General features: G+C 34.9%; 11 protein-coding genes. 2 read left to right on the top strand and 9 right to left on the bottom strand.

Annotated elements, in window-relative coordinates:
- Window positions 1-351: 351 nt before the first annotated feature.
- The 7 genes from MWH28_RS09320 to tsaA form a co-directional block, all read right to left on the bottom strand.
- Window positions 352-1,002: an adenylate kinase gene (locus tag MWH28_RS09320; RefSeq protein WP_248619090.1), complete on the bottom strand. Its 651-nt coding sequence runs from the start codon at window positions 1,000-1,002 to the stop codon at window positions 352-354.
- Between the two features lie 520 nt (window positions 1,003-1,522).
- Window positions 1,523-1,999 carry a Spy/CpxP family protein refolding chaperone gene (locus tag MWH28_RS09325; RefSeq protein ID WP_248619091.1) on the bottom strand — a complete coding sequence of 159 codons (477 nt, stop codon included), beginning with the start codon at window positions 1,997-1,999 and terminating at the stop codon, window positions 1,523-1,525.
- A 102-nt stretch (window positions 2,000-2,101) separates the two neighbouring features.
- Window positions 2,102-3,796: an ABC transporter ATP-binding protein gene (locus MWH28_RS09330; protein ID WP_248619092.1), complete on the bottom strand. Its 1,695-nt coding sequence runs from the start codon at window positions 3,794-3,796 to the stop codon at window positions 2,102-2,104.
- Between the two features lie 17 nt (window positions 3,797-3,813).
- On the bottom strand, window positions 3,814-4,596 hold the full coding sequence (locus MWH28_RS09335; protein WP_248619093.1) for an ABC transporter permease: 783 nt from the start codon (window positions 4,594-4,596) through the stop codon (window positions 3,814-3,816).
- Window positions 4,596-5,555, bottom strand: coding sequence for an ABC transporter permease (locus MWH28_RS09340; protein ID WP_248619094.1), 960 nt, complete (start codon window positions 5,553-5,555; stop codon window positions 4,596-4,598). The genes MWH28_RS09335 and MWH28_RS09340 overlap by 1 nt, the downstream gene beginning before the upstream one ends.
- On the bottom strand, window positions 5,556-7,109 hold the full coding sequence (locus MWH28_RS09345) for an ABC transporter substrate-binding protein (RefSeq protein ID WP_248619095.1): 1,554 nt from the start codon (window positions 7,107-7,109) through the stop codon (window positions 5,556-5,558). It lies immediately after the preceding gene.
- Window positions 7,110-7,271: 162 nt separating this feature from the next.
- Window positions 7,272-8,366 (bottom strand): tRNA (N6-threonylcarbamoyladenosine(37)-N6)-methyltransferase TrmO, encoded by a 1,095-nt coding sequence (gene tsaA, locus MWH28_RS09350; protein WP_248619096.1) that lies wholly within the window; start codon window positions 8,364-8,366, stop codon window positions 7,272-7,274.
- A 407-nt stretch (window positions 8,367-8,773) separates the two neighbouring features.
- Between tsaA and MWH28_RS09355 the strand changes: the two genes are divergently transcribed.
- Window positions 8,774-9,124, top strand: coding sequence for a cupin domain-containing protein (locus MWH28_RS09355; RefSeq protein ID WP_248619097.1), 351 nt, complete (start codon window positions 8,774-8,776; stop codon window positions 9,122-9,124).
- A 59-nt stretch (window positions 9,125-9,183) separates the two neighbouring features.
- Here MWH28_RS09355 and MWH28_RS09360 read toward each other — a convergent pair whose 3' ends face one another.
- Together MWH28_RS09360 and MWH28_RS09365 are read right to left on the bottom strand one after the other, a co-directional pair.
- A complete protein-coding gene (locus tag MWH28_RS09360) occupies window positions 9,184-10,725 on the bottom strand; it encodes a hypothetical protein (RefSeq protein WP_248619098.1) in 1,542 nt (513 codons plus the stop codon).
- 132 nt (window positions 10,726-10,857) lie between these two features.
- Complete coding sequence (locus tag MWH28_RS09365; RefSeq protein ID WP_248619099.1) at window positions 10,858-11,439, bottom strand: 4Fe-4S binding protein; 582 nt, start codon at window positions 11,437-11,439, stop codon at window positions 10,858-10,860.
- A 199-nt stretch (window positions 11,440-11,638) separates the two neighbouring features.
- Between MWH28_RS09365 and MWH28_RS09370 the strand changes: the two genes are divergently transcribed.
- Entirely contained in the window at window positions 11,639-11,893 is a 255-nt protein-coding gene (locus MWH28_RS09370) for a hypothetical protein (RefSeq protein WP_248619100.1), read from the top strand.
- Window positions 11,894-11,906 lie beyond the last annotated feature (13 nt).

Consider the following 11,906-nt stretch of genomic DNA (forward strand, 5'->3'; position numbering starts at 1 on the left):
TATAGGTAAATTTATGATTATTAACTTATAATAGGCTTTAGACAACTCATAAACCAAGTATGAATTGTCAGACATCTTACGTTTAATTATAATAAATTGCCCCTACTATGTCAAACAGTTTTATGGAATTTGGCATTAGTTTTAAATAAATGCAACTTCATTCAAGTTAACAAATCCATACCTTCTACTTTTAGTATTAAAAATAACAATAAAAAAACCAACTCGTAAAGCTAATAGTTAAAGTAAAATTCTTAACTATTAGCTAACAAGTTGGGTTAACTTCAAAAAGAGCTAAATCTTGCTTAGAGTCCCAATTAATATTTAAATCAAGAAAAGATAAAAAGAAATTATCTACTCTAAAGCATCTAACTCTTTTTCTATTCTTTCAAAGACTTGTTCAGGAGTCGTTTCTCCATCAATTACAAGTAATAGATCACGTTCTTGATAATATTCAATCAGTGGAGAAGTCTGTTCAGAATAAACAACCAACCGTTCTTTAATCGTCTCTGGATTATCATCATCACGTTGATACAACTCCCCACCACATTCATCACAAACTCCTGCATCTTGTGGCGGATTAAACTCAACATGAAAACTTGCTCCACATTCAGAACAGACTCGTCTGCCAGATAAACGATTAATAACCTCTTCATCACCAACATCAATATTAACTACAGCATCTAAAGCAAGTTCTAAATCTTGTAAGATATCGCTCAAAGCATTAGCTTGATCTACACTTCGAGGAAAGCCATCTAAAATAATCCCCTTTTGACAATCATCCCTAGATAATCTCTCTTCAACCATTCCAACAGTTACTTCATCAGGTACTAACTTTCCTTGATCAATATATTCTTTAGCTTTTTTTCCTAAAGGAGTCTCATTTTTAATTGCCTCTCGAAAAATGTCTCCAGTAGCAACATGGGGAATAGAATACTTCTTTGCCAATCTCTTTGCCTGTGTTCCTTTACCTGCTCCCGGCGGGCCAACTAACAATAAATGCATTTTTTACCACTCCTCTTAATTATTTGATAAATCCTTAATAATACCTTGCTAGAGAGCTTTGCCTAAATACCCTTATCTGGTATTAGAGCATACATAGTAGATAGTCAAAGTTTAATAAAATTATTTTTCAATATGTATGCTTTTAACTTCAACTATTTACTATTTATTACTCTCCTGCTCTTTTTATAATTATTGCAATCTTCTGTATTCTTATTTCTAGATATATCTCCAAACCCCTTCCTAATAATGTTTTTTATTCAAAGATTATCTTTTTTAAATAAATGAATCTTAATCTAAAACTATCAAGAAAAGCCCCCTCCAAGCTTTTAATTTAAGTAGTAAAGCTTATTGTTTAAATTGATAAAAGCACCTTATAATAAGGTGCTTTTTAATGATTTGAGTACATTATTTCCCCCATGGGCCAACGCTATAATATCATCCCTTATTACCTTTTCTTTAGCTAAATAAGAATAATAGTTTTTAATATTCCAACTCTCTTTTTATCTTTTCAAATTACCCTTTACCAACCTCTCATCATTCCATGACCTCTACTTCTTCTCCCATCAAAAGAACTTCTAGTTCCATGACAATCAAAACCAGTTCCATTCATTCTTTCTAACTGTTCAGCAGATAAGATGTCTCTTTTTGCTAACTGATACTCATCTTGTAAACTTCTTAGCTCTTCTCTTAAAATACTGATCTCATTTTGTAATTGGGCCAACTCATCTTGACTGGCATCTGACTGAGAATATAAATATCTTAAATCATCCCTTTTTCTCCGTAATTGATCATTTAATTCCCTTGTTTGTTGGTAATACTCATCTTCTAAAGCTCTCATCTCTTCTAACTGCTCATTTGATAAATCTAAGTAATCATTATTATACTCACTCTGAGACATCATATGCCCTCTCATTCCTGCTCTACCATACCCAAAAACTACAGATGACATTCCTAAGACTAATAACCCAACCAATACTAAACTAATAATTCGCTTCATAATTTATCTCCTCCTTTTATTTTATTCTATACTCATATTATAAACAGTAAATATTAAGAAGCTATTAAGAAATTAATAAGATTTCCTTAAATATTTTATCTTTTAGAAAGAATTAGCTACACTTAATAAACGTTTAGTATAGTAATGTTGAGGATAATTGATTACTCTGACTGCAGGGCCTTGTTCTACTATCTCACCTTGATAGAGTACTACAATCCTATCACTAACCTTACGGGCCAACGCTAAATCATGAGTAACAAATAACATAGCCATCCCTCTTTCATTCTGTAAATCTAGCAATAATTTTAAAACTTGAGCCTGCACACCAGGATCTAAAGCCGAAGTAGGTTCATCAGCAATCAAAACCTTAGGTTCTAAAATCAAAGCTCTAGCAATAGCTAATCTCTGTAACTCTCCTCCACTCAAACCAGTAATCTGACTAGCTAAAAATTCCTGATCAGAAGGTAAATAGACCTGCTTTAAAGCTTGCTTGGTCTTCTTTAGTTGTAGGTCTTTATCTTTAAACCCTTGAATCTGAAGTGGTTCAGCCAAAATTTCAAAAACCGTAAACTTCTTATTAAAAGAGCTAGCTGGATCCTGCCAGATCATCTGTACCTGACTATGAAATTCTAAGCGTTTCTTCTTCCACTCAGCTAAATTGCTCTCTTTAAAGATAATCTCTCCACTACTCTTTGGGATCAATCCTGCAATCATCTTAGCTAAGGTACTTTTTCCCGAACCACTCTCACCTACTACTGAAACTATTTCACCCTCTTTAATGCTCAAATTAACATCATTTACTGCAGTAAAGTACTCTTTATTGAACAAACTTCCTTGGTAGTATTTCTTAGTTACATCTTGTAGAGTGACTAATTCAACAATCCCTTCACGATGGCAAGCTAAGAAGCGTTGGCTAGACTCTACCCTTTCCAATTCAGGCGACCGTAAAGCACACAGATCAACTGATTGAGTACAACGATCATAAAAAGGACAACCCTTATCACTATACCGCTTCCCACTTCCTCGACGTAACCCTTGTAACTCTTGAGTCCTCTGCATAGTAGGATAAGATCTAATCAAAGCTCTAGTATAAGGATGAGCTGGACTTTTCAAAATCTGACTAGGCTCAGCAATCTCTACTATCTTTCCTTGATAAAGCACCACGATTTTATCCACCAATTCTTTAAGTAAAAAGAAGTCATGAGAAATAACCATAATGCTCTTTTCTGTGCTAATCTCTTTAATTAAGCTAGCTATCTTCTCTTTAGTCAAAAAATCTAAAGAAGCAGTAGGTTCATCAAAGATGATCAACTCAGGATCATTGACCAATGCCATAGCAATTAAAGCTCGAGCCTTTTCACCTCCACTGAGATTATTTGGATATAAATTCATCTTCTCAACCGAAAGTCCAGTCCGCTTTAATAACTTCTCAGCACGCAGAAAGGCTTTGTTCTTTTTTATTCTTTCATGTTGGATCATAGGTTCAGCCACCTGACTTAAGATCGTATAGCCTGGATTGAGCAAATTATCTAGATTCTGCATTACCATAGCTATCTCATTCCATCTAATTTCTTCCCAATCTTGCTGCTCATTTTCTAACAAGTTCTGCCCTTTAAAGATGACCTCTCCTGATACTTCACCTTCTAACAATCCCATAATACTCAATCCTAAGGTAGTTTTGCCGGTACCACTTTCACCAATAATACCTACTTTTTCTCCCTCTTCAATCTTTAAATTCATCTTCTTTAAAATCCTAGTATTCCCACACTCTACTTGTAAATTCTTTAGTTCCAGCATCTTTAGCCCCCTCATTATCAGACTAATTCTTGAGAGTCCTTACCATACTCTACCAGCACAATCCCTAAAATAGTCAGAGTCAAAAGAATTGCTGGCGGAAGTATCCACCAACTCCAGCCCCCCAAATAAATATAATCTAAACCATGTCGAATCATCTTACCCCAGCTTATTAAGCTAGGATCTCCTACTCCTAAAAAAGATAATCCTGCTTCTAAAAATACAGCTCGCCGGAAGATAAGTAAAAATTGGACAGAAAGTAAAGGCAGTAACTGCGATAAGAGATGTTTTAAAGTAATGTGTAATTTACCTGCTCCAAATCCTTGAACTGCTACAATAAAATTACTTTTCAAAAGAGAGTTAGTCTGATTACGAATTATCCGTGCTCCATACTGCCAAAACAATAATGACAATACCATAACCATCCCCCATAAAGAAACTCGAAAATAAGCAGCAATCAATATTATAATCAACACTGTAGGAAGTGCAATAAAACCATCGATCAACCTCATCCAAAAAGTATCATAAATCCCCTTAAATAAAGCTGAAGTTACCCCAATTAAAAAGCTTAGGAAAGTAGATAGCAAAGCTGTAGAAAAACCAATCACTACTGAAGTTCTAGCCCCATACAACAAACGGCTGAAGATATCCTCACCTAGATCATTAGTACCTAACAACTGACTACTATTAGGGGCCAAAAAAGATTGTCCTACATATTCACTAGGCTGATAAGGAGCAATCAACGGAGCAAAAATAGCTAGCACTACAATCATCCCAACCAAAATCAAACCTACCTTCCGCATCAATATCCCCCTTTATCTACTCTATCAATTACAAGACCTGTTACAAAGTTAACTAATAGAACAATCAAGCTTAACAACAAAAGTGAACCCTGTAGCAATGGATAGTCTCTATTCAATAATGCTTGATAGATTAGAGTCCCCATTCCAGGATAAGAAAAGATATTCTCAACAAATAATGCTCCTCCCAAAAATGTACCAAATCTGATACCTACTTGGGTTATTAAAGGAATCATAGCATTTCGAGCTCCATGAACATACTTGATTCGTTCTTGCTTTAGACCTTTGGCCCTAGCCAATTGTATAAAAGGCTGCTCAATAACCCCAAACATAGAGTTACGCATCAACAGATAACTACTTGGTAATCTAGTTAAAACCAAAGTTATTAAGGGCAAAGCTAAATGATGTAAGATATCTACTAACCAGACTAGACCCGTATAGCTGGCATGCGAAGTCATAGCTCCACCAGTAGGAAAGATGCTCAACTGCCAACTGAAAATAATCAACAATAATGACCCCACTACAATCCCTGGCATCCCATTAATAATCAATAATATTAATAAGAGTAATCTATCCTTTCGTTGATTATACTCCCAGCCTGACTCGACCCCTAGTACAAATCCAAGTAGAGTAGATAAAATTAATGAAGTCAAGAGCAATAACAATGTCCAGGGCAAATAGTTCATAACTACTTGCACAACCGATTCTTCATAATAAAAAGAGTAACCAAGATCTAAGTTTAGCACAGTATTACTTAAATAATTAAAGAATTGACCAACTAGAGGCTTAGATAAGCCATATCTTTCTTCTAAAGCTATTCTTAACTCTGGAGTAAGTTCTGTTAACGCATCTCCATACATAGCAGTAATTGGATCACCAGGCATCAATCTTGGTAAAATAAAATTTAATAATAGAATAATTATTAATGCAATTAAATAGCCCGATAGCCTCTTCTCTTTCATCTAATCAAAATCCCTTTCAATTAATGCTAACTTATTTAGTGGGTGAGGGATTCCTATAGCAATTCCTCCTGCAGTATAAAACCAGGGAATAGTGCCATCAGAAGCCCAATATTCTTCAGGATAATAGAGTGTTATTGCTAGTAATTCTTCAGCATAAATACCTTGAATATCCTCTACAACCTCTAATCTTCTATCTTGCTCCATTATTGTTAATTGCTTTTCCAGTTGATCTATTAACTGTTGATTTTCTTTAAAGCGAACACTCTTAGGATCATCATCTAGAATCATCTGATTAAGAACCATCGGATCTCCTCCTAATCCTCCATGTCCACTAATCGCTAAATCAAAATTCCAATTATCAATTTTAGTATCTAATGAAGCTTCGTCAAGCACTCTAATTTCAACTTCAATACCTACTTGTTTTAAATTCTGCTTAATAATCTCTGAAATTCTATCTTCCTGCGTTAGCAGAGTAAATTCCAGACTTTGATCACCTTTAGTATACACTCCATCTTCCTTACTATAGCCTAACTCTTCAATTAAATTTCTAGACTTTTGAGGATTATAATCATATTCAGGCAACTCTTTAGCTGCCCACTTACTATCAGGTGAAATTAAACCTTGACTACCTTCAACTCCATAACCTCTTAGTCCCCTCTCCACTAACTCTTCACGATTGATTGCATGGGCCAACGCTTGTCTAAACTTTCGCTGATCGAAAGGTTCTTGATGCTGATTAAACATCAACTTGTTGGCCCAAAAGTGATTACCAGTCATTAACTCAAAGCCGGCTTCTGCAAGACTCTCTACAGCTTCAGGCATTACCTCTACTATATTCAGCTCACCACGCTGCAATTCAACTTCAGGACTATTAGTCTTGACAAAAATAAGTTCTTCAACAATTGGATCTCCCCCATAGTAATCCTCATTAGCCTGATAAAAATAACTTCCTTGAGTCCGGTTATACTCTGCAAGTTGATAAGGGCCAGTTCCAACAACAGCCTCTGTAGCAGTAAATTCCCTTGGCTTCTCTATCTCAGCCCAGATATGTTCAGGCAAAATAGGCACCACTCCAGCCACCCGCTCTAAAAATGGAGCATAAGGCTGACTGAGATAGACTCTAACTTGATAGTCATCTATTAATTCCACCTTTTCTACAGCATTTAAGTTGGCCCAGCCATAGGGGTTTTCTTGTAAATAATTAAAGGTAAAGACTACATCTTGGCCAGTAAATTCAGTACCATCATGCCAGTTCACATCACGACGCAGGTTAAAAGTAAAATAATTCTCTTCTTCCTCATAAGACCAATCCTCAGCCAAAGCAGAAACAAAACCACTTTCATCTTTCCAGATCAAAGTATCAAAGATAAGGCTCATCCTTAAATAACCTGGCCCTCTAAGATAATGTCTGTGTGGTGTAGGATAACCCCAATCCCCCCTTTGATCGCCGATCTTTAATACCTCTACTTCTGCTTCTGAATTATTCGATAGGTTAAAAAAACCTATTCCAACTACTAAACTGAGCAATAAAATGACTAATAAAAGCTTCTTCACTGCTACCCCTCCTTCCATTACCTTTTAATTGATATATTGTGTCAGTGTGAGTGGTATGTGTGAGTAAAAGCAAAACCTTAGCCCTTATGATCTTGACCTCACCCACACTCACACACATAACTGACACATAATTGTAATACCGCTTCACTTCAACACCGCTGCTTATTTAATTAAATTCAAACCACGCCCATCAAGCTGTAAATAGCTCTCACCTGCACAGCTAATACAGTAGTCACCATCTTCTTTACTTACTGCCTTTGGCCCCATAATCTTTTCACCACATTCAGCACAAAACTTATTTTCAAAGATCGGAGCATACTCAGGAAGCTCTACTTCCAAATCCTCTTCAATATGAAATAGCTCTTCTACTGGCTGATCAATCATCTCAAAAGCAATCTCATTCCACAGTTGATTCAACTTCTCTTTATCCTCAGCAGTTCCTGCCCTATTTACTACTACCTTCTCAAAAAGCTTTTTAGCTTCAGGATAAGACTTATCAAGAAAACCTACCTCATCTTTAAAACGCAACCGAATTCCTCGTCCCTCACGAGTAGTTATAGTCACAGCAGTCTTTCCATAATCCTTATAGATCAAAGCATTATTCCCAAATGAACAACCTGTAGCATACTGCACCCCATCACTGAAACAACTATTTGTCTCTATAATTGCTACTACTTCTTCCATCCCATCGGATTGAATACCAAGCCTATCTAAAGCATAAATTCCTGCTTTAACCCCTAAACTTACAAAAGGACAGAAATGACCATGTAGCTCACCCGCTTTGATCAAAATACCTTCAATATCTTTTTTCTTAATCATCTGCTCAATCTCTGCCCGTGGATTTTCTTTTAACTCTACTTTATTAACTACAGCCGGATGATCCATGACAGCAGCATACGGTTTAAGATCGATGATTGGAGTTCCATCTATAGCATCCAATCCTTTCACCCTCAGCTTTCTACCATTTCTCTCTAATAATTCCACAGTAGTAATCGCTATTGGAGATGGTCTTCTAGGACTTCTACTAGCAAAGACCCCCTTAACCCCACCATAACGCCTTTCACCTTTGAGTTGATACCCTTCAGCAAGATGGAGGTTGAAGATAACCTGCAAATAATCACTCTCTTCAATCCGATAAAGCCCTTCTTCATATTCAGCCTTAACCTCTATTATACTTTCATGCTTCCTCATCTCTTCTGGGCCAACTGGTTCTTTAAATTTACTCTTAACTACTCCAATACTCTCAACTTCAACCATTAATATCACTCCTTTAATTATGATTAGATACTCACCATTGTCTGCCAATCAAACTCAGACCCCATCCCTTTAACTAAGGAAAACCTATTTTTATACCAGCATTTGATATATCCAAGGGGTTAGGGAGGGGGTCTGAATTTTAATATTCCCCCTTGGGAGTCTGGCTTTACCACCAAATTATTTTCACCATCACTATCGAAACCATCTTCGTAACACCATTTAATAAATTGTAGCACTTTGTTATTCTTTATTCTCTAACAAATTATTCATTCCTGCATAAATTAAAAATTTTCTGTTAAATTATTGGAAAGCTACTCTTAGAATGACTTTTAACCAATTGAACTCATAGATAGCTGTATAAAAATTAAATTTATTCAAAGACTAAACTATAAAAGAAGGAGATTCAAATGAAGAAATTTAAGCTCACTGACTATATTGTAGAACCAAAAGGTAAGCTAGCTAAAAGAGTAATCTACCAAGATGAAAATGTCACTTCTTTCATTCTAAATATTTATAAAGGGGAATCATTACCTAGTCATACCCACTTCGACTGTACTATGCTACTCCAGGTAATCCAAGGCAGAGCTAATCTCAGTATAAATAATAAGACCTCTTCTATTAGAAAAAATGATCTAATACAAATAACTGGCTCAGAAAGTATGTCTATTGAAAATATCGGCGCTCAAACCCTGATTTTATATATTACTACCTCTCCCTCTTCTCCTTCTGATAAGTATTCTGTTAATGTTGACTTATAGATCTAAAGATAACCATACTTAAGTATGGTTATCTCTTTCATAACTTTCCTTAGAAGCCCTTAACGTAGTTCATATTCTTGTGTGAATTGATAATTAGAAAAATCTATAGTTCTAGACCTTCCTTCTTTCGTAATGCTAATCTTATATGGCTCTTTAGAATCTTCTATAATTATTTCCTTATTTTCAATATCTGTTATGCTTACAGTATGCTTAGTCCCACACAACATAGAAAAGGCTGTACTAATAAGCTTTAACCACTTTTCCCTTGCCTTAGCCTCTGCTAAACTCGGTACCCTAGTTGAAATTAATTTTAGCTTTTTATAAACATGATCAACCGGTTGTAACACACACATCGTCCAAAAACATTCAAGTTCTTCAGCCCTTGACTCTCTACCTAATTGAACTAATCCTTGCAAACATAAGCGACCAACTTCATAATTATCTCTTTTTATAGCAGAACATCCTAACCAACTTAAAGCATCTAAACACCTATATAAATATTCAGTATTACGGGCAGTTACAGCTTGTTGGCCCATTTCCTTTATGAAATGTGTCAAGTTGCCAAGCTTTGCGTCAAAAAGAGGCTCTTCAGAAGGATTATCTAATCCTTTCTGGACTGCTTGTCTTACAACTATGATTGGAATTAAGGCAGAATCATCATCTTGTTCTTGTAATAAATTTTTTGCTACTATAACCATCTTATTTAATACTGCTTTAAATAACCTTGAGGTTTGATTTAATCTTGCTGCTTCTCTTTTAATAAATAAGTCAGCTACTTCTAAAAACTTGATTGCAAAAATATTACTTTTATCTAATTCATATGATGCAATAGCTAAACGTAAAATATTTTGCTGGGCATGGCGTAACAATAATGATTTTACTTTATAAGCTGGTGATACGCTTTCAACTAATCTTTTATTCTCTATCCATTTTCCAGCTTCTAATGACCTCTCTATTACTCTACCAAATGTATGAACATCAGAATTTTCTATTGCTAATCGACCTAAACTGGCTAAGATATTAAACGGATCATCTTTATGAAAATGAGGCAGTACCCTTTCAGACCACTCATGTTCAGGTATATCTCCCCCTTGCGAAAGCTCCAACCTCTTTATTTCTTGTAAATGATTATCTATATCTTGACTATATCGCTCTAAAAAGTTATCCACTTTCTTTTTAGAACAAGTTCTATTTAACATCACTATTGGGTTAGATTCATATCTAGATACTTTGGTTAATAGTATACTTGCACAGGCAATAAGAGGAATCATAATTAAAGCAATTGGCGCAACTAAACTACTATTTATTATAAGTACTATCAATGGAGAAATCGCCAATAAAAGCAATAATCCTGAAGTAATAATTTGAACCTGGGTAATTGACTCAAGTAATGCCCGATAAGGTGAAAATTGATATTCTAAAAAAGAAAAGTTGACTGCAAAAATAGCAATTGTCAAGCCTATCGAAATCAAATCTGAATTATAATCGATTAAGTATAAATTCCAACTCCAGATACCTAAAAAAAACGATAATCCAATAAACGGTAGAACCCACAGCAGTTTAATAACTTTATAAAAATATACTTTTAGTTTAGAAAACAATTTACGCTAGTCTCCTTAATTCTTTATCCAGTATCTTAAGCAGAAAATTTAAGTTTTTCTAAGTTTTTCATGGACACATCCTTTTTAAATTATAATTTCCAACATCAACTTGGATGTATCCACAGGTTAAGATTAGACCTTGTTTTTTTGATCATGTTTCTCTTTTAATGGGCACTGCTGGCATGGATTATCTTCTTCATTTTCTACAGCTTCTTTTTTTTGCATTGATGAAATCTTTTTTCGAGCTTTAATAGCTTTTGTAGACAGAGTACCCATTGGACAGATTGTACACCAAGTTCGTGGTTGATAAAATACTCCTAAGACAATACCAACAAGGGTAGTAATGATAATCAAACGTACAAATACAAGTCCTATCTGAGCCAAATCCCCTTGAGCCCTAATTATCCCCACTGCAAAATTACTCAGCAAAAAGAGGACAAATAGATTTTTAAAAGTAGAAGAATAAAAGAATTTCGGCGGTCTGCCCCTTGTACTTATAGTCTTTATTAACGAACCTAGGAAACTGCCCCGCGGACAGTAACTACTACACCAAATCCGCTTCTTTGTAAAAAAACCTACTACAACTGGTGCCAGCATACATACTAAAGCAATTATTCCAATGACTGGATAGATTATTCCTACTGCCAAAAATAATATAAAAACTGTCCAGACAATATCTGCTACCTTTAACTTCTTAGCTTTATCATCTCCCATGACTATCACCTCCAATAAAGGACCTTTATCTAAATTATTCCCCTTTAAAATAGTATCTACTATTAATAATCCTTGGTAATTAAATCCAAACTGTAATTTTGTTTAAATTCTTAAGTTATCAATAATTTGATCACCTTGACAAATATTACGGAATTTATTATAATAACACTAAACACTATCCTGAGGGGGAGGGGTATATATGAAATTCAGTCAAAATTTAGGTCAAATAGCTACCGATAATAAGAAACATGATTTAGAAAAATTATCTACTGAAGAATTGAAAGCACTCTTAAAGAAGAAGAAGGAGATCCATGAAGACATAGAACAAGAAATGAGCTTCGCCTTAAACCAAACAGGAATTCACTTACCTGGTAACACTAAGGAAAAATACGGAAAACAATTAGCTAGATTAGAAAAGGAAATTAATAAGATTGAAGAACTATTAGCTGACTAATTTATTTAAAAAG

This window comes from Natroniella sulfidigena, from assembly GCF_023223645.1.
GTDB classification, from domain to species: Bacteria; Bacillota; Halanaerobiia; order Halobacteroidales; family Halobacteroidaceae; genus Natroniella; species Natroniella sulfidigena.

Bases quoted from the DNA above. Each gene is read 5' to 3' on its own strand.
- MWH28_RS09330 (WP_248619092.1), bottom strand. From the start codon at position 3,796: ATGCTGGAACTAAAGAATTTACAAGTAGAGTGTGGGAATACTAGGATT.
- tsaA (WP_248619096.1), bottom strand. From the start codon at position 8,366: ATGGTTGAAGTTGAGAGTATTGGAGTAGTTAAGAGTAAATTTAAAGAA.
- MWH28_RS09325 (WP_248619091.1), bottom strand. From the start codon at position 1,999: ATGAAGCGAATTATTAGTTTAGTATTGGTTGGGTTATTAGTCTTAGGA.
- MWH28_RS09355 (WP_248619097.1), top strand. From the start codon at position 8,774: ATGAAGAAATTTAAGCTCACTGACTATATTGTAGAACCAAAAGGTAAG.
- MWH28_RS09365 (WP_248619099.1), bottom strand. From the start codon at position 11,439: ATGGGAGATGATAAAGCTAAGAAGTTAAAGGTAGCAGATATTGTCTGG.
- MWH28_RS09340 (WP_248619094.1), bottom strand. From the start codon at position 5,555: ATGAAAGAGAAGAGGCTATCGGGCTATTTAATTGCATTAATAATTATT.
- MWH28_RS09370 (WP_248619100.1), top strand. From the start codon at position 11,639: ATGAAATTCAGTCAAAATTTAGGTCAAATAGCTACCGATAATAAGAAA.
- MWH28_RS09335 (WP_248619093.1), bottom strand. From the start codon at position 4,596: ATGCGGAAGGTAGGTTTGATTTTGGTTGGGATGATTGTAGTGCTAGCT.
- MWH28_RS09320 (WP_248619090.1), bottom strand. From the start codon at position 1,002: ATGCATTTATTGTTAGTTGGCCCGCCGGGAGCAGGTAAAGGAACACAG.